A 25802-nucleotide genomic window follows, 5' to 3' on the forward strand; every position below is an offset into this window, starting at 1 on the left:
CCTTCTAAACAAATGTCGCATGCACTTGATTCGAGACAGTTGTATGTTTATAAAACCAGCAGGTAATTATATGGTGTTAGATCACGCAGGGTCGTATGAGTCTCTCCCAGCAACATATAAACGAATTCAAGAACATATAACAGCGAATGGCTTAGAATTAATAGAAAATATGTGCGAAGAAGAGCTAAATAACTATCTAACATACAAAGATCTCAATAATTTTATTATTCGAATATCTGTTGGTGTGTCGTAGACAAATGCTTCAGGTTGCAAGACGTGTGAGCAATAAGTGGAGGAACCTTCTTTAATAAGGGGTGACTGATGTATGATATTATACATCCAGCAGACTGTTGATAAAATCACAAGCTACATTGAAGCGGTTGGTCACCGTAGTGGTCTTGAAGCTTCCAACACATATAATAATGCTCTTGATGTGTATGTTTATCACGCTTGACGGTTATAAGCATGTTAATGCTAATGAAGTTGTGGAAATCGCAGAAATCAATGGTTACGACCTTATAAGTAATCCCTCACTTAACCCAATGAAGGTAATTTGTATTTTACGACCACAGATGGAACGATATTTGTATTGAATCAAATCTCAATCTCGTGTTTTATTTAGCTGGATCAAACGAGAACGTTTCTAAAAGAGATGTTTGCATACTACCACAATGAAGCAGAGAAAAGAAAATGATCCGAATTGTGATTGGGATCAACGGGCCTACGATGTATACATCCAGGAAAAGCATGGACATCTTTTGGAGTTGTTAGTTTTAAACGAACACAAACGTTGTAAAGTAGAACACCACCAGTGGCAGTCATTACTCAGAACTCAGAACACTAGAGAGGAGTAAGATTTGAGAAAATATATACAGCACATACATTGTCGTGTTAAGGAAGGTATGGATTCCTGTCGATTTGATCAGAGGGGAAAAATAAAGAGTGCCCATGGTAGGATTGAGACCAGAATGCATGAAGTTGAGACTGAGTATAAGAAGATCAAGGATGATCTCCTCAGCTTCAAATCGATTAGTGAGGTATTAAACTATAACCTAAATGAAAATACAATTAAGGTCGAAATAAATCAAAATGGAATAGAGGAGTCTCAACGCGTATGTGTTCTAAAACCCTCAAGCTGTAATGAAGTTATAAAGAAAGAAGCAGATATTCTTGACAGAAAACGTATAGTATTAGAGCATTTGGAAGAGAAGCTCCGCTTATATAAAGAAATGATTAAAGTACTGAAGAGGAAACTTGCCAAAGTGAACGATGAGAGATTTTTTAAATTTGAATTAGATAAAGATGAAGAAATCACATGTACATATTTCTATTATGATGAATTTGAACCTTCATCAATTAATTACATCTATCTTTCACAATTCAAAGTCATCGATCCTCGCTCACATATTACATTCTCAATCAATGATGGTGGTCTAAAGATTGGTTATATCAATTCCTATAAAGAAGGAATAAATCATGGTACCAGCATGCTTTCATTTCTCTTAGCGATTATCCCCATGCTCAATAATACAATTGATGAAAGGAATGAAGAGGTTTACCAATCTTTAAACTGTACTTGGGAAGACTTCAAGGAGAGTGTTCTCTATCAAGAGAAAATAACTCATATCTATGGGACTCTTGGAACACCAGGCATGTCTGAGGATGAGATGAATCGACTCATTAGTTTTTATAAACGAAGTAATCTATATGAGAATCAGACCATCTATAAAGAGTTAGATAAGCCGACAGAAATCGGTCAAATAGATTTTAAAAATTGAGGTTAGTTTTTCACTACTAAGATACTTGCACAAAATCAGGATTTTGTACATATGTCTAAACTTTGTAGTTTCTTCGTTTAAAATTTCAGTTTAATTGCTTTTGGAGATTTTACCTGCTGCTGCAGATTTCTTAATCCAACTAACCTGCCCGTTAGTTTAATGAATTGAAGGGTAAGATGACGATTAGATATACGCCTAACCGGCAATAGACCATGTTCTTGTCCATTCCGGCAATCGGTACAGTTCTTGTCTTTGTTACTTATCCTATCATGATTTTAGGTCTATTTGCATAACACAGCAAATAAGCCTCGAAAAAGTTCGAGGCTCTGTCACGTAGATTGTTCCACGTTAGTAATGAAAAGTGTTTTTACTAATGGAGGAACTATATCCATTTTATTACTTATCTGTTGCTCAGATGTCCTTACTAAGATGTCATCGGCAACATTTATGATCAAACTTTATGGTGTTTTATGAGTCGTTCCACTTCTGCTTTTGTCAGACCGGTAGAAGAAGCAATGATATCAACATCTACTCCTGATTTAATCAATTTCTTGGCAACATCAGTAGCTTTGTTACGCTCTCCTTCTTCCTTTGCCCCTTCAATCATAGAAGCTTCATCATGCAAATACTTTTGTCTGTCCTCGTATAATCGGCGGGATTCGGCATCCTGACTAAGAAATTCCAACGTATCCATTGCTTTTTTTAATACAGGTTCGTTCATCGTCAGCACCTCCCAATTGGATTTATCGACACCTTTTAAGAATAATAGCCAGTTAACCAAACCACCATTTTCTACTGGAGTCGCATGATCGCCAAGCTTGGGCAATTCCAGAAAATGCAGTTCTATGTCATCTATGAGCGAGATCCCACTCCGGTCTTCACGCAGATGGAATACGTTATGATATTGATCATTGGGCAAAAAAGAATAGTTCAGGATGTTAATCGTTACGCATTTTTTCAGCATCTTATAAGAATGCCCCTCTTGAAGCTGTCCGCTGTATAGCTTGCTCCAGTAAAACATCGTTCGCTTCTCAGTATCATATTTATTGAATAACTGCATTTCAACGTTGATGAGCTCGCCCTCCGCTGTTCTTCCGTGTATATCAAGGATGGATTGCTTGTCACGAGGAGTGTCCTTCTCGGTATATGGATTCAACAAGATGATTTCTGTCAAAGGCGGCCTACCTGCCTCTACAAAAGTCTTGTTCAAGAAGGCAAGCAGAACATCCCGATTTTCTTCACTGCCAAATATACGTTTGAATAAAAAATCATTTCGGGGGTCAAGCAGTTCATTCATCTGCAATCATCTCCATTCATTCATAGTATATCACGCTTAAAGGTTCTTAGACACACACCAGACAGACCACCCTTTACGTCTTTTTCTCCATTCTTTCTCCTCTTTGGGTGTTGCCTCTCCGCCATGAGCAGAATTAACAATTATTCTGACCCGGGGGAGTCTTTTTGTCGAACAAACGCTAATATTGACATTATCGAACGTATTTTCCGGAAGCCATTCATATATCTTTGCAGCGCCCGCAGGATCGGAACTTCTGGAGGATGCACTCCAGCCGAACACCGTGGAATTGTCTCGTGTCACAGCCCGCCATTCTTTTCCTTCTCGCAAGTTCTGTGCACTTTCAATCTGGGCGTTTGCCCTCAATACTGGGGCGGTAGTATCGGATCATAAAGGAGCCATCGGGAGAAAGTTCTCTTTGTATATGACGATGAGTGGCTTCAGCTCACGGTGCTTCAGGTATTGATGAGAAAAGTTTATTCAAGCTCTGTTCTTGGCGATAGTATTCCATTGGCATTAGTTTTGGGATTCTCTATCTCTTTGGAATTGTCTTTTAAGAAAACCCCTGATCAATTACTTGTTCTTGGCTCGGAACTCAGCTTGGAACAAAAATTTGGTTCTTAAAACAAAAAAGCCGCTAAGTAGCGACTTTGATATTAATTACCTTAACCTTTATTATTCAATAATGACTTTTTCAGCTATAGCTTGTGGAGGTGATGACTGGGCTATAAGATTTTTTATCCATACTTCAGCTTTTTTATTTTTTATTGAACTAGCAAATTTAGACTCGGCTGCCCCACCGATAACTATTTCACTATCCTCATCTTTACTTATCCAAATTTGTTTCGTTGCAGGATCATCTGGGTTATCTTGTTCAATCAATATTTGATTATCTTGTTCATTAACTTCTATAATTGTACCGCTGATGTCCGCATCTGATTGAGTTAGTTCATTTTGAGAACTACAGCCGACGGCTAGTAGCAACAAAACGAGTGTGAGTCCACTCACTAGTTTAGCCATGATCATCACCTTCCACTTGCAATATAAAAACATCAATAGGAGGAATCGGTGTAAACTCCCGAGAGACCTAGCGAACTAATTGTATAACTATATTTTGAAAAAGCTTGCCATGTATCTACTCCACCTTGTCTAACTATACCAGTGTGGGTACCTTCAATTCTTGCATAGTTTCGTACACCATTATTGACGACATTGTATACTAATCCTCCACTATCTCCTAGCTGTGTACCACTAAGTCCAGTAATGATCATATCAGTCGGTCCACCATTAATATCATAACTAGTGTCAACAATCTCAGCTAGAGGATAACTACTTCCATTCAAATTGTACCCGTGTACTCTTACCTTATCTCCAACCTGACGATATAGGCCAGAGTAATCCGTTGTCCCTATCGTTAAAGAATTACCATTTAAATTATGGCTCGGATTTACAGATGAGTTGTATACTATATAACCTGCATCGAACTTAGACGTATCCGAAAATACAGCATTGTTCATTGTACCAATCGGGCTAGAACCGTCAGATAAGTCATACCAAGTTCCATTCTCACAATGCCCCGCAGTAACACCGACGTTGTTACCATTGGCACGACCGTTGAAACCTAAACTACATGCCGGGGAAGTAATAGCAGTTCCTCGTTCAATTTTTTCTCCGGGAAACAAGTTATACGCTTGTGTTTGAAGGCTCAACTCGCCTATTACCCATCTCACCATATCTTCATCGATATAGTTTAGTATCTCTTCCTTAGCATTATCGTACTGCTCTTGTGAGATGTACACATTAACTTTGTTCAACTTAGGATTTATACCAACCGCTTCTAACCCTAACTCTTTCATTTTTCCAGATAATGATTCTTTTGCTTTAGTCAGTTCTTCTAAAGAATATTTTACAATTAAATATTCAATATTTTGAGGAAAAACACTCGTGCTCATTACTGAACTTTTTAATTCGTTTGGTAACTCAGTAACAAGAATGACATTCTTACCGTTTTCATCGGTGTATGCACCAGTATAAATATCGCTATAGTTGCTCATTAACTCTAGCTGTACGTTACCTCGATCAATCAATATATTTGTGTTAAGTAGACTGGCTTCAGGATATTGTTCCGTGACTGCCTCTGCCTCAGTTTCTAATGACTTCGTGAAACTAGTAGCGGTAGGTATCTCCCATTTACGACCTGGATCATTGCTTTGCACTCTAATGTTATCGTTTGATATGGACTCCGCCGCTTGACCTGTACTAATAAAAATACTTAACGAAATCATTAGCAAGGTTACTATCAGTGATAAAATGCGCTTGTTCATAAACTATCTCCTCTCATAAGGTATATAAAATAAAACGCAATTTTCAGTAAAATGTTGCATTTATTTTTATATTTTTACTCAAATTGGTTCATCTAATCGAGAATGGGAACATGTTCTTGTTCATTTCGGCAATCGGTACAAGTTCTTGTCCTTGGCTCGGGACAAGAACTTGTACCGATAAAATAAAAAAGCCGCTAAAATAGCGACTTTAATGGGAATATGTTCTTGTCCCTCGACACTTTAGTAGTGAGTCTAGGCATTGGCTGATAATTCATATAAATTCATCCGTTTTATTCCAGATTCAATCACCCTGTTTTCTATGTATGTGCAAAGTAGCTAGATTGTATGCCGCGACCACCAATTTATTTTTATGATTCAAAATACGCTTCCTATATGCTATAATCAAATGGCATGATTTGCCTTGAGTGCGGTTAGCTTATCTCCGAAAGGAGGTGAGCGCTATGAACTTCTCCTTCTCAGACGTGATAATGTTCGCAACATTTCTAATTGCGGTACTAACGTATGTAGATAAGAAGAAGAAATAACCCACTCTGAGGTTCGCGCCAAAAGTGTGGGTTATTTCCGTCTTTGTCATCATTAATGGAGATGGGATTCCCTACTCAACAATAATTGTGCAGGGAGACGGTATAGCGCACCGTCTTCTTTATGTAGTATATAATACCACAGTTGTTTTTATACATCAATAATGATCTTGTTGACTATAGTCGATTCTAATCTCTTGGTTCGACTGTTTTTAATGTATTACCCAGTTCAATCAATCTGTCCACAACAGTTCTTCTTATCTTGGGTAAGTCACTAATATGTCTCCAATAAAAACTCTTGCCGTTTGCAGTTGTATATGAAATATACATCCTTTGAGAATCAGTTAAGATAGACCCTTTTCATGCTATTGTACCACTCCAATCGTATGGAGTTAAAGTAGCTTATTTGCTAACTTTTTCCGTTTCTAATCATCGTTCGAAATCTTGCCCTTTCGTTTTCTGTTTTTGTATATCTTCGCGAGTAATCTCGTCCGCACGAGTGTGATCTTGTTCTTTCTCCGATCCTTTTAAAAAGGCACCTTTAACCCACTGGGGAATATCTTGAGATAAAAGTTTGATTCTCTTTCAACCTCCATTACTAATCTAAATTTTGAGGTATTATCAAAAATAAAAGAGCGATCGATCGGTCATATCGTCTTCGGATATCATCTTCTGGATTATGATGTCCACCATTCCTTACTCGCATTTCTACTCGCTCGATGTGATACTCCACGTTTTTAAGACCTAAGTAATACAGGTTTATTTCAAACCCTGCCTTTTTGGCTTGTTCTATTTTCCGCATTGCATTTTTACCGACAAGCGTTGTTTCAAGGGAAAAGCTTTTTCCGTTCTGTATACATTCACTGAATGTTTGATAGCTTCTCTTCCAGCTGATGGAGAAACCGATTCCGGAAGACAAGGATTGATAGTTTTTGCAATGGCATCCGGATCAATAACCTCTCCTAACTGATCGTTAAAGTTCTAGTTAGTGTGCTTTTCCCTGCTCCATTCGTTCCAGCAAAAACAGTCATGACGGGTTTGCTCACGGGTATTCAATTTCCTTTTTGTTACCATTTTCTTCATATATGATCACTGTTTTTCTGCCATCCGGATATTCCTTGATCATTTTTTCATTTTCTTCATATACAATGGGCACACCATTGCCTTTGGCCTCTTGTCTGGCCGAGAATGTTGCTTTTACTAAAATTTCATTCAATTCAGAAATTGACATACGTTTCATGTGAAGATATCCTCCTTAAACAATTGTACGTAAAAGTTTCACACTATATGGACGGATCATTTTTCAAGTTTAGCTAAGCCTTTTTCCATTCTCAAGAAATCTTTCTCACTAATTTGTCCAGACAGTTTTTGTTCATTCAGCTTATTGGCTCTGACTTGGAGCTCCTATCCCTCGATATGTGAACTACACTCTACCTAAGAGGTGGGGTGCTTCTTGGTCAATAGTGCAACTGCCTCAGCTTACAGGGGAGTTCCTCCCCCAATGTATGCCATTTAGTTGGCGAGTTGCAGTAGATTGAGGGCCGCATTTCGATCACGATCATGTACGGTCTGGAGGGATGGGCACATCCATTCGCACAAAGCCAGATTTTTTACCTCCACATTTTTGTAACCACAACATGAACATAGCTGACAAACTATAACGAATCTGCATCACGTTTTGCCCTTTGATATTCTCTTTCATCTCGAACTGCTCGATTCCATTCTGATTGCGAATACCTAACGTTATAATTAGCTTGTTTTACAAACATTTTTTTTGAAAAATCGGCCTGTTCCCGTTTTTCCTCAGCGTTATCATATGCCTTACTTTTTAATCGTTCTCTCTCTTCGTGTAAATTACTTTCCCCATTACTCCATCCGGTACCATGGTTTGGATTACTAAATAATGAGACAACCTTATCCAGTACTAACAGCAGAACGAATACAATAGTACCACCGACCAAAAGTAAAAAATCAATGACTTTGAGCCGCATCATTCCTCCCTTCAAGGAAGATACGCTTCCTTTTTTTAATAACTTCAACATTCTAGCTTTATCTCTCTGGCTTAGAATCTCTCTATCGTATTTTCCTGCCTCTATCTCTTCAATCAATCTTCCGTTTGTATTTGTTATACGAACCATAACTTTGTTGATCAACTTTGCAGATATCACAGCAAAGACAATTGGAATAATGAATGAAATAGCTAGATGTATGAAACCATCCCATACATCAGATACTAGCATTTGAGATGCATACGTATTGGTTAAATTAAGTAGAAGAAACAGAATAATAAATCCGCAAACAGTTCCATACATACTATGCCATTTGAATTTTTTTTCATAATCAAAGGGATTAGACTGCCTTTTAATCTTATTCGTAAAGAGCTTTACAACTAAAATACTTATAAATCCAGCGGGGATTGCAAATATCACACCATAGATACCAAGTGAGAAATGGTTTGTATAAGAAGAGTATAACCCCCCCTCAAAAATCACCTCTTGAGTCATTATTCGATTGACCAATTTATTGATTGCAATGGTCAAAATAATCGTTAGGATAATTATGGAAAAGGTCTTTCCTTTCAATGTTTCCTTCATCGTCCATTTGTTCATCTCTTTCATTCCTTTACTCCATCATTTAGGTTTCTACTCAGCAACCAAGTTAAATATAGATTCTACAAACGATTTCTTTGTTAAAGAGACCTCCTATTCAAATGCTCTAGTACGTACGTTTCTGTTCCTGAAACCATCAGCCTTACATCCTATCTAACTAATACGGTTAAAACTAGTTTCTTAACTACCTCAAGTTCGTATGTACTTATTTTCGGTGTTTTACTATGTATAGGTATTTTAGGACCTAAATACTAACAAAACAGATTATAATAAGAATATTACCGCTATATACTCATTTAATATAGGTATATCCTCTCGGTTCACCATGGGAATCCCCTTTAATGATTACTACTGCAGGAAAACCGCCTTCTAAACAAACATGTTCCCGCTCAATTAGAGGACAGAGAATTGTTAGGTATATATCTAATCGGAAATAGGAACATGTTCTTGTCCTCAGCAGTTATTTTCAGTCCGATGTTTCGCCTTTTTAATACCTAGCAACCGTGTTTTACCTCTCATCTTGTCAGTTGTCACATAATATTGTGAACATTTTCATGTATTATGGTACTTAATAAAGCTTTAAGTGCATGTGATCAATGTTTAGATGTACATCTAATCGGTAATCGGACTATGTTCTTGTCCATTCCGGCAATCGGTACAAGTTCTTGTACTTGGCTCGGGACAAGAACTTGTACCGACAAAATAACAAAGCCGCTAATTTACCGACTTCAAAGAAACTATGTTCTAGTCCTCCGACATACACTTTGAAAACTACTTCACAATCTGAAGTTCTCTCCACTCTTCGGAAGCTAGTTTGTTAGATTTAGTAAAAAGTTTTAATCCCACGCCAGTTAGAACATATCTAATTGGATAATAGGTGCGGTTCTTCCAAAAGATTTATTTTTTGGGATTCAGATTAAACGACTTCTCTTGTTAAGTAAGGGTAATCTTACCGTTTTTATTGCTAATGGTTCCACCTAAGAGAGCCATTAATTCCGAAACAGGTGTGTACATAGTTAGATCAGTTTGACTGAACGTTCCCTGACCACTATACTTCAGGTATTTCCCCTCGAAACTCACCGGAATAGGATCATTTATACTCAAGTAATCATTTAGTGAAAAGCTATAATAAGGTTCAGTAAAATCGTCAACAACATTACCATATCTTCGAGGTGTCATTAGATCGTTCCCGATGACACGGTAGGCACCTTGGTTTAAAAGACCAGATTGAAAGATATGATCCGTGCCCCCCATCCAACTGACTCCGTAATCAATGGCAGAAGATGATCCAGTCGTATTAATCGTTATGGTTCGAACCCGTTTCCCTGTCTGAGTTTCAAAAACCCGGTATTCTGCTGTTCCTTGACCGATCGATTGTTTTCAATGAAGTTCACCTGGAGTACGACATACTTACCATTTGGACTTGATTGAGCGAACTTTCTCTTGTCAACATAATCATCTGCGGCGTTTTCTCTAGTTGTATGGAGTTTTATTATTTTTCCATTAACCTTGATCTCGTAAGGATATTCTCCCGGGTAAGAAACATATTCATTTTTTGAATCATATTACGTACCTGCTTCCACATATAATGCTCCAATAGACAACTCTGGATCAAAGTAATTGTGGTACAAGTAGTTAGTTACAAAAATATTTGAGTGTTCCATGGGTCTTTCTTTTGCTTTGTGTATCAGTTTATTGGTAGCTAAAGAATAAACTAGGTATTCTCTTCTTCCCTTCTCTACGACGTACATCCCTGTATCTGGGTAAACTTCGTCAATCGCTCCATCGTTGATATTTCGATCTGCGAGGGTAGTAACAACTTTCTTACAGCTATCATACTTTAGAAGTTTTTCTGTAGCTCCGCCCTTTTATATCGCATAAGTGATTAAAGGGTTTTTCGTGTTCATCCCGCTAATGGACTTGAAATAGTACTCAGAAGAGGTGTCTATGAAGTCCAGTACAGTATCCTCATTCTTAAATAAACCTGTAGTGTAATCGACTGTCGTTTTCCTCACTATAGGTTTTCCTGTTCCATTTATCCTATAATTGTGAGGTATCCACTGTAGGTTAGTTTTATCTTTTGTCTCAGCATTCGAATCAACGGCACTACCGTAAACAACACTGTCCCAAGGGGTCATTACTCCTGTGAGAAAAGTAACAATAATACCATTAATAAAGTTAGATAAGCTTAGTGTTCATAGGACCTCCAAAGTTAAAAATAGTAATTTGCTATATACCTATAGATTAAGATTGATTTGAAATACTCCATTCCAAACCTATAATAATTTGTATACCTTCCATTTCCCGTACTAAATTAAATTGGCTGATGAACGAAGCAACATCTTCACCACTTACTATGGATTTACCATTACTTCCCCCCGGTCCGCCCTGCTTTTGTTTAAGTCTGTAGCAGTTCTTCATTCGACTTATCTTAGTGGGAGACTAAAAGAAGAACTCGTATTTTGGTCTATGGTGAAGGTTTTCCAGGTTCCTGTGGAAGATCCATCTGAAGTTTTAGCTAACGCAAACCGCATCCAGAACTTTCGTGGCACTTCCTTTTTGAAAAAACCAGAATCCACGTACTCTTCAACCGGCAGATTATTGATGCCATAAGCTTCTACTGTTCCACTATCAAAGTTGTTTACCGTTGTAAAAACGTCGGCTATAGCTTGGTAGAAAGCTAGATTTCTTAAATTATCACCCTTCGGAGTTACCGTTACTTCGATAAAAACCTCATATAATTCCTGTTTAATAGGATATCTGTAATTCTTGTCAATGAACATCTTCCCATAAAGATTTAGAACGCTTTTCTTAGAATTTGCATGGGTAACAATCATCCTATGCGGCATAATGGTACCCAAATTATTGCGTAATTTGGCCGATTTACCAACGATGCGATCAAAGCTTGCAATTGTACCGTCTTCTGATTTCAGATAAACATACGGCGTAGCAGAAGTTAGGTTTGTACCAGTCAATCCCACTTCGCGCATCTCATTCAGATCTCTATACGAAGTTGCCTCATTCTCCTGTATCTGCTCGTAACGTGATAAAATAACCGCTGCCTCTGCACGTGTGGTCGTTTTGCCTGGACCAAAGGTGCCATCTGGATAGCCACTCATTAATCCGGTTCCCAGAACTACTGATACGAAGGGATATGCTGATTTCTTCAATCCGCCCTTGTAGTATTCTGCTACAGGAACCAGCGTGTTTTCTGTATCTTTCAGCGCTTGCTTGTACTCTTCATCTTTAGCAGCGAGGCCTGAACTGAGCCACTTCGCCATCTCTTCCCGTGTTAATGCGGTGCTAGGTTTAAACCCATTCGGGTAATCTGAAGAGTTCAAGAACCCCAGGGATACTGCACGATTCACTTCTTCCTCACTCCAGTGGCCGGTCAAATCCTTAAACACATTTGCCTGATCCGTTTTCGCCGTTCTTTTGGCCACTCGGGACAGCAATGTTGCAAATTCTGCGCGCGTAACCGTCGCACCCGGTTTAAATGTCCCATTGCTATATCCTTTGAAATAACCTTTATCTACTGCGGCATCAATGGATGCTTTCGCCCAATGATTCGCAGGTACATCTTTAAATGAGGTAACTGCAGCCTGACTTGTGCTTTCGGTGAATGGGTATATACCTATTATCAATACAGCACTTAATAAGAGTTGAGTTACTTTTTTCAATGTTTCCACGCTCCATAGATAAAAATTAGACTGGTTTTTCCTGAGATAAGCTATGTATTCTTTCGGGTTAACCTTTAATTGAATCCAACCATTTGTACTTTAGATCCCGTTCCATACTTGTGAAGGATCTTTACTGGCTTTATTAAAGCCTTCATTCTGTAGGACATTTTTGCTCCTAAGGTTTCCGAAACGAAGCGAATTGCAACTATCACAATACCTTGACGATCCTGGAACGGCTTTGCATCCGGGAAATTCATCATCTTCGTATTCAGTAAAACTTCTACAGTTGCTTTTCCTCTTGTTTCTACGGCTGATTCTGTACCCACCATGCTAGTAGTCACTATTCCTGCTAATGCTATAAAAGAAAATTTCTACTTTTCTTTTTAAAACTCTACTTTAGTATGTACTTGCTTCTCACATGGATTTTACCTTGTTCTTATGTTTTCTACTGTTTATAGGACTTACAGATCCTAAACACCTATCAAACTTCCCAGTTATGAGAAAATATTGCCACTATGCGTTTGTTTTATATAGGTATATTATCCCATACGCCCCAAAAAGAAAAGCTTGTTCCGAATATTAATTTGAACTTATTAATATACTTCATAATAATGTTCACTATAAAAACTCAGTAAAGAACGAATTCTTGAAATAAAAAAGAGCCGCTATTTTAGCGACTTAAAAAAAAGGGCTTATCTTTTCAATTGAATGATCTCCTGTTCAGTGAGCCCAGTTGCCTTAGCGATCGTTGATATATCCAAATTCAAATCCAACATATTTTTGGCCACTTCTGTGATACCCGATTTGATACCCGCTTTTCGAGCTCCTTCTAGCATCGACGCTTCATCATGCAAATATTTCTGACGCGCTTCGGAATCCTGGCTCAAAAATTGCAAGGTATCCATAGCCTTCTCTAATCCTGGTTCATTCATCTTCAGCACCTCCCAATGTGTAGCATCCACACCCTTCAGAAACAACAACCAGTTCTCAAGACCACCTTGTGATAGAATAACGTTAGGTAATTCCAGAAAATGAATCTCGATATCATCAATTAGGGTTAAAGCTGTCCGGTCTTCTCGAAGATGAAAAGTACTATGGTAATTATCATTGGCTAAAAAAGCATAGTTCAGGATATTAATTGTGACGCATTTTTCAATTCCTGATACTTCTCTCCCTCATGAAATTGACTGGAATATCGTTTACTCCAGTAAAACAACGTTCTTTTCTCAATGTCGTACTTATTAAATAGCTGCATTTCAATATCAATCAGTTTTTTACTCTGAGGTTTTAGCATAAACATCAAAGATCGATTACTTATCGAGCGGATCATCTTTGTCCGTGTATGGATTCATGAGGATGATCTCTGTAAGTGGTGGATCTCACGCTTCAGTAAGGACTCGATTCAGAAATGCCAGTAATACATCTTTATTATTCTCACTGCCAAAGATAAGTTCGAAGACAAAATCTACTCTGGGATCAAGCAATTCCATAACAGCAACTCCGTTCTATATCCACTTCCATTATACCAAAAATCTGAGCGTTCAAAACAAGTTTCATACAGGCATCAACCTATTTAAGCCTGTCCAGCATAAGGGTTCTATTCGCCAATGGCGTTCAAGGGAACAATAGAATCCTTGGCTTATCTGTTGTGGCTTTGCTTTAATTCAGTGCACTGATTACTGCCCGACTTTCTTCCCCGCTTGTTTATTCCAGACGACAGGTTCCACATACCCAATCTGTTCAATACCAGGCGAAGCTTCTCATACTCAAGATCGCCTGGCTGAAGGTCTACCCGGGATAGGCTGTTACATTAATCTGCGCATTGGCACGATTCTGATGTTCATTCTCGTTTCCTTTTTTTTGTGAGTAAAAGAAAAAGCTACTCTTTGTGCGACTCATTTTAAACCTTGCTGTAATGAAGCAAATAATTGGGCTGCTTGTTGGGTCGAATGTGCATCTTCTTCCATCTTCTACTCGCTAAATTGCTCCAATAAAATAAAGCCGATCCATTGAAGGATCGACTTTGGCTGTAGCATAAGGGCTATCTCTTAATGGTACAACAGCAACAATAAAAGTTTGGATACTCTCTAAACATAAAGCAACTGATGGTTGACTCCAAACGGAGTGCGACGGTGATGTCAAAAGATCAGCCAGGGCATTTCGGTATTTCAATCCACGCACTCCATACGGAGTGCGACTCAAAAGTTGATAGGGGGATAAACGAATGTCGCGTATTTCAATCCACGCACTCCGTACGGAGTGCGACGGTATAAATTAAGGGGGCAGCCTTCATGCAACAGCATTTCAATCCACGCACTCCATACAGAGTGCGACATTTAGTAGATTTTGGGAGGGGTACGGGACAATGATTTCAATCCACGCACTCCATACAGAGTGCGACCGGCTTCTGTGACCGTCTCAGCGGCTACATCGCGATTTCAATCCACGCACTCCATACAGAGTGCGACTGATAGCCGACGGTGTGCCGTCCAACCCCATCAAATTTCAATCCACGCACTCCATACAGAGTGCGACGCTGCTAGTGTTCTTACCGGGGTGACCATTGCAGATTTCAATCCACGCACTCCATACAGAGTGCGACAGACATGATCGGCGGCAACAATCAGCCTATGGTGATTTCAATCCACGCACTCCATACAGAGTGCGACGTAAAGAAAGCCGCTAACCGCGAAGATAAACAAATTTCAATCCACGCACTCCATACAGAGTGCGACAATTGGCCGGAGATAGCAGAGGCGAACGGTATACCATTTCAATCCACGCACTCCATACAGAGTGCGACTTCATCATGGCAGCCGTGAGGATCTCCACGTCACGATTTCAATCCACGCACTCCATACAGAGTGCGACTTAATAACGACTCCAAAGCCTTATGGGACAAGGATTTCAATCCACGCACTCCATACAGAGTGCGACCCAGGACTTCCCCGTCTCTTTCAAGGTCAATCGTATTTCAATCCACGCACTCCATACAGAGTGCGACTGACGTTTTCGCCCATGCCTGCATCAATTAAAGAATTTCAATCCACGCACTCCATACAGAGTGCGACAAGGTTTCTGGGGAATATTCAGTTGTGGTTAACGATTTCAATCCACGCACTCCATACAGAGTGCGACCCGATCGAGTTGAAATATGACGCTGACGGTGGCATTATTTCAATCCACGCACTCCATACAGAGTGCGACTGCTTTTTCTCAGATTCGGTTATCTTAGCTTCAAAATTTCAATCCACGCACTCCATACAGAGTGCGACAGCGAAAAGTGACGTAATAACTATGCTTGAAGAATAACTATTAACGTATTTCCGATATTTCCACTACTTTAAACCGGTTATCACAAACTTTCAACTATAAATCATTGCCAAAAGGTCACAATAAAGACCTTTTCGACAAATTTCGAGGTGCGAATCCCCCAGGGAAATCATGTGAACTTGGCATTCGCACCTGTTAAAATGATCTCTTTAAGTAGTGGATCTCACTTTAGTTAGGACTCGATTTAAAATGGTATTTTTAACGCTAAAGATACTTTAAATACAAAATCTACTCGGGGATCAAGAAATTCCATAACAGCCACTCAAATCTCTATACACTTCCATTATACCAAAAATCAAAGCGCATAAAGCAAATCTCATGCATGCATCAACCTATTTATGGCTGGCCTGCCCCAATTGCGTTCAAGGGAACATTTACGATTGCCATAGCGCTTCTCTTTTGATCAACATTTACGTGCGTATCGTATATCTACGTCACTTTTCATTGCGAACGAATGTCTTAATTTATGGCATGAAAGTTTCATATCACTAACATTTGGATTGCCTTTCTAGAATGCTTCGAATGTGAGATAGACAATTTTCTGTATCTGGCTTATGGAGAGTCTGCGCCCTTTCTGAGATACAAAGAACGCTTCTTCCTGAAGTCTGTAAGGAGAAATCCTCTCCTTTTCTACCTCGAGTAGATAGTTCAGTAATACGTCTGGTACAGGTATCTCATTCCACTTTCGACCTTTCCCAAACACTTCAATCGTTCCTCTAGTTTTTTCAAATCTTTTAAATTCAACCTATGAGCTTCCCCAACTCGGAGACCACAGTAGGCCATAAGTAAAAATATCACAATGTTCCTGTTTTTATATCGTCTCTCTATATATTTAAGGCTTTCGGATAGATCCTCTTCCTCCAGGTAGATCGGTTTCTTATTTTTTTCAGTTTTATACTTTTTCACTTCGGCAGCCGGATTTTTTGAGGCAAGTTCGAAATCAATCAGAGCCATATAGAATGTTCGGGAGTTCACCTATAATGAGTCTACTTCATACATTAAAATCAATTTAAAATAAAAGTGCGTCAAATTCATGTTTGCCGCTATTATAATAGCACATATATTTCTTAATTATATGAAGTACATACACATAGACTTAAAATTGCAAATTATATAACAAGCACAGATCAGCACTAAGTACGATATTTGAATATTCTCCTCCCTTGCTCCAAAATCACATTCAGCTTCCTTTTCTTAGCTAAAGTGCTTGATAACGAACTTAATTTATCTATTTGAAATAGGATTACAGTTCCGGTGGAATTCCTCTTAGCGTTGAAGCTAGTCTCTTGATCATACTGCTATCAGTTAATCGCTCAAAAGGGACTCTCTTCTACACTTAGATGTACATCTAATCGGTAATCGGACTATGTTCTTGTCCATTCCGGCAATCGGTACAAGTTCTTGTTCCTGCCTCGGGACACGAACTTGTACCGATAAAATAAAAAAGCCGCTAAATTAGCGACTTCAATGGGTATATGTTCTTGTCCCTCGACAGTTCTTCACGGCTTCTAACTTTTTGCCTTTAGTCATAAGACTTAGTTCCTGATACAAAAAATCGTTATAACAAGCGAAGTCTTATTTCATATGCTTTTATCCAAGAGTATGATCTCCATCACGATACTATTTAGATAATACCTACTCCGAAATGACACGTTGCTGTTGTGCTTTTCGGCAATGGTACATAGTTCTTGTCAAAGCTTTCAAAAACTTGGTTCCTTAAAACAAAAAAGCCGCTATAATAGCGACTTTGAATGGAGCAATATTCTTGTCCCTCGACACGACACGTTGAAGCGTCCTCACCTGCACGGACGCTTCTTCGCCTATCGTTCTTAAGTCGTGAACATTTTGTTCGGTCATTATTTTGAATAATCCGACGCGTTCATTGTGCCTCTTTTGACCCCGATGGCATAAACCACTCCTTGCGTCCTTAGATACACATTTAGTGTAGCATCGCTATACGTACCCGTGGACGAAACGGAGAAGTGACCCGATGAATCAATCTGCACTGGAATTTTCTCCAGCATCTTTCCACTTTGAACGCTATCCTGATGCTGATCGATCTGAATCTCCAATTGCTTGTTCGCCTGATCTATGAATTTCCCTTCCACCAACAATCTGCCGTCCGTGCCGAATTCAACAATCAACGTTTTGCTACCAAGTGCCGGTTTAATATACACTTCCGGAAACAGCTGTTCAGGTAGTTTTTTCTCGGAAGTGCCTGACTTCGGTGCTCCAACCAATTGCTTCATGTTAGACTGCAATTGCATCAAAATCACTGCTGCCTGTGCTCGAGTAACGATATCGTTGGAACCAAACATCTTACTCTGATTGCCTTCAGTTCCGCGCATGTAATTATGAGCCAGCACGTAGTCCACTGCATAGGTAAAATCGAAATTCACACCGTCCATCGACGCGATCAGGCCAGCTGCGCGATAACGGTTAATAGGCTTATCCCGGAATTCGCTTTTGCCTGGACCTGAGCTGAACAGTAGCAGGTTGCGGGCCTTGGCCACGTTGTATGCGCCTTCCGCCCAGTGCTTCTTTTTCTTGGAAGCATACGATTCGTCATCAATTTTGTAGGTGCGTAGCAGCATGATAAGGAACTGAGCTTCACTCACGGAATCTTCTGGCCGGAATTTTCCTTTTGCGTCCGCTCCAGTGATACCTGAACGAAGCGCCCACTCAATCGCTGCTTGGTCAACACGTCCTGCGATATCATTGACCTTGGCCGGATCAGTTGATGGGTAGCTCTTGCTCTTGAGGCGCTCGAATACTCGTACCGGTACTGTTCCCTGGACCTCACCGGAGCTGAGCGTTACCTTGTAACTGCCAGGCTTAACAGCTTCGAGCATGCCATCCGGCGAAACTTTCAGACCCGCAGGGGAACTGCTGGAGTATGCGATCGCCGTTTTTGGAGTTGCGAATGTCCCGTCGTCGTAAGAGGCCACGATCTGCATCGGCAACTTACTTCCTGAATTCAACACCAATTCGTCGTATTGAGCAGATAAACCCTTCATCGTGTTACCTTTCCCTGTCGTGAACGACCAAGTTTTGCTTCGTCGCTGCGACTCCTTATACAGCGTATAATCAAACTTCACCGTATAGACGCTGTAGCCGTCCAGCACATCCTTGGGATACAAGAACACCGTATTGCCATGCAGTTCACTGTAGTACGGAACATCTTTTCCTCGAGAATCCAAAATGCTGGCTTCAAACGAATCGATGGCGAAGCCTGCTGAAGCGGAGATGATGCCACCCGAGTGTTCAACCCCGAAGCGGACAAGAGGATTCGGCTTCTCGAATCCGTAGAAACCAATGTCCGCTTCTTTCATTCCGTCATATGGATATACTCTCGCTTCCGTACTATCCTTCTGTAACTTCATGAAGGCTGGGTTCATGACAGCAGTACCATTCTGTAATCCAATGCCGACCGATGTGTACTGCTCATCCAATATAATCTGGCGATGATAAGCAGTGCTTAGCCAGGCATCGACCGCTTGACGTGTTGTTGCCATATTAAAAGACATGACTTCAGCTACCGATTTATTTGGCCATCCAGCTGCCTTTCCCCGGTCTCCTGCTGTCACTCCCGTAAATCCTGGGGTACCCGGTCCCTCCTCATGGGCCGTCCTTCCTTTGAACTGAGTGGTATTGTAATATGTCGCGTGTGCTTGAGACGCCTGAGACAATCTCGCATCAAGCTCCAAGGGGCCTACGCCTACCTTCGCCCGAATCTCATTCAGATAAGCCAATCCGTCGAGTTGATCCTGTGTGAATCCTCCTTGGGAGACCATCGTAGCCGATGCCGCCGATGCGTGATCCGCTGGATAAGCCGGCACGATGACAGTTAGGGCAAGGGTTGCAGCGAGCATATAGATACCCCACCCACGTCCCCTTTTCCGGGTATTTCCTTGATTTTGCATGTCTTTCTTGCTGCGTTCGCTTGATTTCATATTCGTTTATCCTCTCTGCATCCCTTATTTACGAATTTTACTAGTATGTTTGGGACGCGTTCGTATCCAATTTCCCATAACGATTATTCAAAAATTTAATTTTCACTTGTCCTGATTATGTAAAGCATGAATCAAGAAATCTATCTCTGTACATATATTCTTCAAAACATCATAAGGAGGCAATCCAAGTTAAGTTTGAAAAGATGGGTGAGCGTTCATATTTCTAATATTTCTTAGCTAGTGATATCTAGACTGCTTTTCTTGATCAATCACATTTCTCTTTGACATCCTGTCTATCATAGACGAGAGCTGCAAACGAGTGGTTCCAGTGTAATTTGATCCGCATCTTTTCATGAATATGGGGAATCGTTGCCTCAAAAGCTTTAAATGCTTGATCCATTGATAGTGTTTTCAATCGACTCTATTAAAGATGTCTCCGTAATTTTTTGGTATTCACCTGTCAGAGGATCTCTGTAACCGTAAAAAATAAAAGGTTCATCTTCATTCTAATAGTTCTCACTTGTAATTCGTTTCATTTACCTACCCCACTATTCTAATAGTTTACTTGCTTTAGATTCCGTATAATAAATTATATCGGCATTTCATCACTAATGGCTTAAAATCAATGAAATCGAATTATTAGGAGAGTGGATATACTTTGACGGTACAACCTAAGACTTTTCTCGCCATTTCTCATAGCCATCAAGTATCCTTCTGGGTTCCGCTTCAATTATATTATGAGCTGCAAAGGTATCATCAGCTTTGAGAGCCTCTATAATGCTAGACTTGTCCGTAAGATCAATTAATTTCACGTAATTTACACCAGCCAGCGTTTTCATGAATCTGTGAATCTGGTTGTTGCGATGACAACCGCTTTTTTAGCCTTATAGTATCTCATACAAGAGAAAACTTCTTGAACAGCACTAATGCCTACCGGATTTCTACCGCTTGAACGACATTTTCAACTCCAACTGGATCAGTAAAAACGATATCAACTCCAAAGTCACGACTACCTATAGTCTTATAGACACCAGAATAGCCTAGTTCGATTAATAATCTGTATAAGTACATCTCAAAACCGGTGCCGTTTTCCATTCTATCAATATCAGCTAATGTAATATCTCTTAGTTCGTAGTCCTCCTTATCAAATACAACGATCTTTTGTTTTCTCGACTAGATGAGAATTAATTAATATAGACAACACAAAAACTTAAGCAATAATCAGCAGAAAAACAATATACTCCATTAGACCTACACTCCTTCTAATCCCTAGTACAATAATACCATATATTTCAAGGTTATAGATAGAATTTGTGATCACATTATTATGCAAATTAAGATTTTCAATTTATGCAAACAAGCTATAAGCCAAGGTCTAAAACGGATGATCCGGCTAAATCGTTATCTTCAAGCAGCAGAGGGGACTCTTAAAGAAGGCTCAGCGCGATGAAGATGTCTTCAAATTGGCGAAGAAAACCTTTCATCGCCGGAAGCTTCACGTTTCATCTAAATCAGTATCATGTATAATCTCAAACGAAGTCGTGGATTGATGAAGAAATTCGGTTTGGTCTGTCCTCATCTGAAACTCAAACCATACAAACGAGTGGCTAAGGCGACTCAGGAGCATCGAATTTAACCCATCCTTTTTATAGAGGGACTTCAACAAAAGAATCCCTGGTCTCGCTCTTCTGACAGATATCATCTATTTACCTTATGGCCACTCCAAGATGGCCTATTTGTCCTTCAACAATATGGAAGCAAGCATTCCAGGGATTGGGGATAAGATTCGCATTGAGTAAAATTAGTAAACGTTTCATAGAGGTTACTTTTCTTCTCTCTTGTTTAACTTCTGTTTGAGTATCATGATTTAGTATGTAAGCATTAGCTCAATAAGGGTAAGGTTACAGTTAAAGTGGTGGTAGAGTATCTATATTCCAGTGAAGTCAGTGTTGGGGCATCATCGAACTGAGATGCGGGCACATAAAAGATCTCGGCTATTAAATAATAAGAAAAACTTTTTGTTCTGTAAAACATGAAGTCCATCTCAAATGAGATGGACTTCATTGTTCATACTAGTTTTTATTCATCATATTCCCACTTCAGAATGTCTTTAGCCTCCTTGATCACTTTTCCTTTTTTGTTGATGTAATAGGCCTTTCCATTCTTATAAACGATAGCTTGTCCATTACTGAAGCTCGTTACACTACTGTAAATCGCGGGGATGACCATTTTACCTTTTTTGTCGATGAAGCCGACTTTTCCGTTGTGTAGAGTTACAGGAGCTAACCCTTCCGAATAAAAAAAGATACGAGCATACTTAGGCTTCACAACAACTTTTCCTTTTTCATTGATGAAACCCCAGTTTTTTCCGATTCTTACTCCAACCAATCCTTCATGAAAACCAGTATCATCAATTTCGTCAAACTGCGGCTTAATTAAGTAGGCTCCTTTTTTATTGATAAATCCATACTTTCCATTGATGCTGACTGGGGCTGCCCCTTTAGCGTTAAATGGTTTGGCTGTCTGAAATTTAGCCGGAATGATGATTTTTCTGTTTTTATCAACATAGCCGTATGTCCCTTGGCTACTCTGGTAAACATAAAGCTTTTGATTGTGAGGATCATCATTAAAGATTTTTAGAATACTAGGTTCTTCAGATTCAACGATAAATTCGATGATAAAATCGTTCCATACATAACCACCGATTTCATATACCGAGAGTTCTAGCAGGTATTTCCCAGGTTTCACCTTTGGGGCGAATTTGACGGTATACGAAAACGCGCCACCTTCGCCCGGAAGCAATTTTAGTATTGCTGGCGAGCTTGTGACCGAAACCATGTTTCCTCCAGCGTGACCCCAACCGGACAAATAAACTTGGGGTTTTAGATACATCGTTTCGTTGGTGTTATTGGTATAATGGGAGGGAATATTGAGTTTCTTCGCTTCGCCAGGTTTTAATTTAATCGTTTGGATCGCTTTTTGGCTTGCGGAAACTTGAGTAGGAATGCAAAGTACAGATAATAGAATGGTAACAATAGAAAGCAGTAATGCTAATCTCAATTTCTTTTTCACGCTGAAACCTCCAGTTGATTTTTCATTAAACTCTGATATATGTAAACTTCTAACTTATAAATGAGCAATCCACTTCTAGCAAACAGTAAAATCAAAAAGATAGCTGCAAGTAGCAATCCCTTATTGATAATGGCTAGTTATCTACCTAATCAGGGCCAGAAGAGAAAACATGACGTCATATAAAGGTAACACACCTAAAAGTACGCCATTTTCCAACTATTTATTTTTAGAATAACCTGCTCTACTTCTTTATCCAAATGGTTATGGCGAAGTCTTATATTGTTGCTTGGACGATCAAAAGATTCTTGGGAGAAGTGGTTGGTTGGGCAGACATCTGACTTCCGTTGACCATTTTTGGTAGAAGGCAGATGAGATAAAAGCGCCCCAGTCCTTCCTTTCATTTCAATAAATTTAATGGTACATCGCCTTCCTTCAGGCTTACATACTGATTGACTAAGACCATTTGCAAACTTTGCATAAGAACCCAATTTAGTGTTTATTTACTTAGATTCACTTTCTCCCTCCTCTCTAGGTAATTTTTAACATGAAACAATCTTTAATTATATTTTACTTATTCAAAATTATCAATTTAAAATTCACTATTAAAATAATTAATCTCCTTTATATCTACGTAACGTGACATTCAACATATACATTGTTATAAGCATATTTAGAATGTGAAATACCTGCTTTAATATTATTGTTTCAACTACAGCAACTTGGAACTTTCCCGGCGCCACTTCATATGTAATGGCTAGGAGGTCCTCCCTCCCCAATTAAATCATAAACCTGGGCGAATTAATCCAAGCGATGAATTGTGGAAAGTCGCTGCGGTTTGAACGGTTCAAGTCTGATCATGCCCATCCTGTTCTTCTCAATAGTGTCGACCCCTGATATGTTCTTGTGTATCTCGAAGCGTTTTCGCAAGCAATTGGTCTCTAGGTACGTATGTGTCAACTAGCTCATCATAGCCCTCGGGAAGCGGGCATTCTCTATTAACGTACTTCTTATTTGTCATGAATAAACCTTTACCAAAGTGAGTGTCAATAATTCCAGCAGAGTAATCTACAAAGACTCGTTCACCGCAATATTTACATTTTGAGAATGTAGTAGTTTTTTTATATGGTGCGCAGTATGTAGCAGAACATTTGCAAGCAATTTTGAATGTAACCCTAGGTATGGGTAATGAAATATCCGTTTCAAGTAAGTTACTTTTATCTTGATTCAATTCTGTTTCTGTAATATCCTCTTTAGTTTGGGAACTGTTAAGGGTATCAAGTTCAATTTGCTGTTCGGATTGTTCGAGTTTAAAATCAGCTACCAGAGTTGCATTTAATCCGAAAATATCTTTACCAACGGAGGTTATAAATCGAGTCTCGTTGTTATAACACGTAATCCACTCTTCAGATTGCTCTTTAGAAAGCTCAACCTTACCCTTAACACCACTATTTAGTGTGTAAACCATTATATTAAGCCTATTATCTTCTTTCATCCAATAGCTCCCTTCCCTTTTTTTATTTGGTTCTTGTTTCTCTAATGTTCCTCTTTCGTATGCTTCATATCCCTAACTGTAGTTAAATAACTTCACTATAGATTTCAGTATAGTATGAATTTTAATCGATTGATTATCGCCTATCCCCCACCTACGAGGTTTAGGATTCCCGATTCTTTGTTTTATGCTGAAGGATTATATTCAGTTACCTATCCCTCCCCTATCGCCTCTTACATCCTAACAAGCAGATGTATATTACAGATTGAGTATTTTGTAGTGACCTGGTTGTACCTGCTCATAGTTTTCATAAGAAGATTTGTGATGATGTGCAGTGTTAGAGCAGCACCTAGAAGTAATGTGGGTTCTAATGGTGGATTCAGCGAAAAGTGTGTTCGCCCTCTTCATATAATCTATCACTTCCTTAGGTGTAAAGAGGAGAATCCCTTTAGCTGAAACAATTGCTATAGTATCCCTCAAAATCTCTTCTCTACAATTTACCCCTCCCATCGGATTATCTCCATTAACGATTTCTTTTATCTTAACATGACTTATCTTTCAGAAGAATATAAGTTGTGTATCATCTATGCTCTTATTTCCCCATTCGAATCCTTTGTTTTTATTAATTGGACAGACTATTATGAAAAAACGAGGTGAGACAATTGTTGAAGAAGGAACTAAAAGCCCAAGCTAAATCACGCGGCATTGAACTTAATGATAAATAGATTGAACGCTACGTTGGATATGGACTACTTATAGGCAAAAAAACAAGTGAAGGAAATGCGAGCCGTACCGGTGTGGTGAAACTGTTTGATGAGCGATCCATAGATGCTATATGTTTAATAAACGAACTGAATGAAAACAAGAATATTAGACGTCAGCAGGATTACATCTATGTTTTGTTCTGGCGAGGATACCCGGTTGATCTGGAGAAGCTACGAATAAGATTACTGGAGTATCAAACAAAGATGATACAGTGGTTCGAGGATAGATCAGAGTATACTTACGATCAAAGCGAATTTATGGACATGATTCTTTCGGAGAATGTAGGTAAGCTGCCTAGGAAAGTTGGAAGACCTTCTAAACAGTTCTTAGCTAGGGAAAACGTAGAATTTCAAGAAACTGCAGATGCACTGTTTAAAACAGGGAAATTATTTAGGGAGTTACAGAATCTCCGAACGATAAAGCCCAATTCTTTAGATGTGGGATGAAAGTGAGGTCGGATACGGAGTATCACTATTGTGATGCTTCAAGTATCCGAAATGTCTGCGTTCTTAATTTTTTTAGCTTGCTTCAATTCATCTATTAAACTGATACAATATAGATGTGAATGAATATAGAAGAACAAACACAACCGTATCTTTGTTGAACTATCATTTTGTGTTCTGCCCACGATACAGAAGAAAGATATTTCTCAAATTAGAGGTAGAACAGCGCTTCAAGGAACTGGTGCATGAGGTATGTGCAGAGCTTAAAATTGTGATTGTTGCCATGGAGTGCGACAAAGACCATACACATATGTTTCTCAATGCACTTTCAACATTAAGCCCTGCTGATATCATGGCAAAAATAAAAGGAGTCACATCAAAAAAACTACAAGAAGAGTTTCCACACCTTCTGCATTTGCCCAGTTTGTGGACACGTTCCTATTTTGTTTCTACCGCTGGATATGTATCAAGTGAGACCATCAAGCGTTATGTTGAACAACAAAAGACAAGGGGGTGAAGT

Annotated in this window: 21 protein-coding genes, 2 pseudogenes and 1 CRISPR repeat array; of the genes and pseudogenes, 4 read left to right on the forward strand and 19 right to left on the reverse strand. The window is 39.3% G+C overall.

Going from position 1 to position 25802, the window contains the following annotated elements; genetic code table 11:
- The first annotated feature begins 325 nt into the window (after positions 1 to 325).
- Complete coding sequence (locus CXK86_RS32720; protein ID WP_257467953.1) at positions 326 to 454, forward strand: hypothetical protein; 129 nt, start codon at positions 326 to 328, stop codon at positions 452 to 454.
- 514 nt (positions 455 to 968) lie between these two features.
- Positions 969 to 1778, forward strand: a complete 810-nt coding sequence (locus CXK86_RS20480; protein ID WP_144029820.1) for a hypothetical protein — start codon at positions 969 to 971, stop codon at positions 1776 to 1778.
- 451 nt (positions 1779 to 2229) lie between these two features.
- Here CXK86_RS20480 and CXK86_RS20485 read toward each other — a convergent pair whose 3' ends face one another.
- From CXK86_RS20485 to CXK86_RS33140, 19 genes and pseudogenes are all read right to left on the reverse strand, one after another.
- Positions 2230 to 3075, reverse strand: a complete 846-nt coding sequence (locus tag CXK86_RS20485; protein ID WP_100527985.1) for an Rpn family recombination-promoting nuclease/putative transposase — start codon at positions 3073 to 3075, stop codon at positions 2230 to 2232.
- A 36-nt stretch (positions 3076 to 3111) separates the two neighbouring features.
- A complete protein-coding gene (locus CXK86_RS33045) occupies positions 3112 to 3438 on the reverse strand; it encodes a SpvB/TcaC N-terminal domain-containing protein (protein WP_144029821.1) in 327 nt (108 codons plus the stop codon).
- A gap of 309 nt (positions 3439 to 3747) precedes the next feature.
- Positions 3748 to 4092, reverse strand: coding sequence for a DUF3221 domain-containing protein (locus CXK86_RS20490; RefSeq protein ID WP_165789924.1), 345 nt, complete (start codon positions 4090 to 4092; stop codon positions 3748 to 3750).
- 32 nt (positions 4093 to 4124) lie between these two features.
- Entirely contained in the window at positions 4125 to 5396 is a 1272-nt protein-coding gene (locus CXK86_RS20495) for a chymotrypsin family serine protease (protein WP_101314443.1), read from the reverse strand.
- Positions 5397 to 6536: 1140 nt separating this feature from the next.
- Positions 6537 to 6857 carry a zeta toxin family protein gene (locus tag CXK86_RS32225; protein WP_180361827.1) on the reverse strand — a complete coding sequence of 107 codons (321 nt, stop codon included), beginning with the start codon at positions 6855 to 6857 and terminating at the stop codon, positions 6537 to 6539.
- 123 nt (positions 6858 to 6980) lie between these two features.
- The gene (locus CXK86_RS20500; protein WP_101314444.1) at positions 6981 to 7178 is read right to left on the reverse strand and encodes a hypothetical protein; all 198 of its coding nucleotides are present in this window, start codon (positions 7176 to 7178) and stop codon (positions 6981 to 6983) included.
- Positions 7179 to 7450: 272 nt separating this feature from the next.
- On the reverse strand, positions 7451 to 7597 hold the full coding sequence (locus CXK86_RS20505) for a zinc ribbon domain-containing protein (protein ID WP_373888074.1): 147 nt from the start codon (positions 7595 to 7597) through the stop codon (positions 7451 to 7453).
- A complete protein-coding gene (locus CXK86_RS20510; RefSeq protein WP_101314445.1) occupies positions 7594 to 8556 on the reverse strand; it encodes a hypothetical protein in 963 nt (320 codons plus the stop codon). The genes CXK86_RS20505 and CXK86_RS20510 overlap by 4 nt, the downstream gene beginning before the upstream one ends.
- 924 nt (positions 8557 to 9480) lie before the next feature.
- Positions 9481 to 9801 carry a hypothetical protein gene (locus CXK86_RS20515; protein ID WP_101314446.1) on the reverse strand — a complete coding sequence of 107 codons (321 nt, stop codon included), beginning with the start codon at positions 9799 to 9801 and terminating at the stop codon, positions 9481 to 9483.
- Positions 9802 to 10973: 1172 nt separating this feature from the next.
- Entirely contained in the window at positions 10974 to 12227 is a 1254-nt protein-coding gene (locus tag CXK86_RS20525; protein ID WP_100527978.1) for an S-layer homology domain-containing protein, read from the reverse strand.
- 74 nt (positions 12228 to 12301) lie between these two features.
- Entirely contained in the window at positions 12302 to 12556 is a 255-nt protein-coding gene (locus CXK86_RS20530; protein WP_100527977.1) for a hypothetical protein, read from the reverse strand.
- A 363-nt stretch (positions 12557 to 12919) separates the two neighbouring features.
- Positions 12920 to 13717: pseudogene (locus CXK86_RS20535) on the reverse strand (Rpn family recombination-promoting nuclease/putative transposase).
- Positions 13718 to 14392: 675 nt separating this feature from the next.
- Positions 14393 to 15502: a CRISPR direct-repeat array (repeat unit 33 nt; unit sequence ATTTCAATCCACGCACTCCATACAGAGTGCGAC).
- A gap of 706 nt (positions 15503 to 16208) precedes the next feature.
- Complete coding sequence (locus CXK86_RS32230) at positions 16209 to 16514, reverse strand: site-specific integrase (protein WP_100529023.1); 306 nt, start codon at positions 16512 to 16514, stop codon at positions 16209 to 16211.
- A 902-nt stretch (positions 16515 to 17416) separates the two neighbouring features.
- The gene (locus tag CXK86_RS20545; protein WP_101314447.1) at positions 17417 to 19513 is read right to left on the reverse strand and encodes a CAP and S-layer homology domain-containing protein; all 2097 of its coding nucleotides are present in this window, start codon (positions 19511 to 19513) and stop codon (positions 17417 to 17419) included.
- Between the two features lie 671 nt (positions 19514 to 20184).
- Positions 20185 to 20352 carry a hypothetical protein gene (locus CXK86_RS32725; protein ID WP_257467954.1) on the reverse strand — a complete coding sequence of 56 codons (168 nt, stop codon included), beginning with the start codon at positions 20350 to 20352 and terminating at the stop codon, positions 20185 to 20187.
- Positions 20349 to 20608 (reverse strand): annotated as a pseudogene (locus CXK86_RS32730) (restriction endonuclease). Before CXK86_RS32730 ends, CXK86_RS32725 begins: the two are co-directional and overlap by 4 nt.
- Positions 20609 to 21592: 984 nt before the next feature.
- Entirely contained in the window at positions 21593 to 22585 is a 993-nt protein-coding gene (locus tag CXK86_RS20555) for a WG repeat-containing protein (protein ID WP_091037221.1), read from the reverse strand.
- 874 nt (positions 22586 to 23459) lie between these two features.
- Complete coding sequence (locus CXK86_RS20560; RefSeq protein ID WP_101314448.1) at positions 23460 to 24077, reverse strand: hypothetical protein; 618 nt, start codon at positions 24075 to 24077, stop codon at positions 23460 to 23462.
- 255 nt (positions 24078 to 24332) lie between these two features.
- Positions 24333 to 24584, reverse strand: coding sequence for a DUF7669 domain-containing protein (locus CXK86_RS33140; protein WP_100529026.1), 252 nt, complete (start codon positions 24582 to 24584; stop codon positions 24333 to 24335).
- Between the two features lie 290 nt (positions 24585 to 24874).
- Here CXK86_RS33140 and CXK86_RS20570 point away from each other — a divergent pair, with 290 nt between their 5' ends.
- Positions 24875 to 25285: a hypothetical protein gene (locus CXK86_RS20570; protein WP_165790017.1), complete on the forward strand. Its 411-nt coding sequence runs from the start codon at positions 24875 to 24877 to the stop codon at positions 25283 to 25285.
- A 115-nt stretch (positions 25286 to 25400) separates the two neighbouring features.
- Complete coding sequence (gene tnpA, locus CXK86_RS20575; protein WP_101314449.1) at positions 25401 to 25799, forward strand: IS200/IS605 family transposase; 399 nt, start codon at positions 25401 to 25403, stop codon at positions 25797 to 25799.
- Positions 25800 to 25802: the final 3 nt, after the last annotated feature.

Source organism: Paenibacillus sp. BGI2013, from assembly GCF_002843485.1.
Classification (GTDB): domain Bacteria; phylum Bacillota; class Bacilli; order Paenibacillales; family Paenibacillaceae; genus Paenibacillus; species Paenibacillus amylolyticus.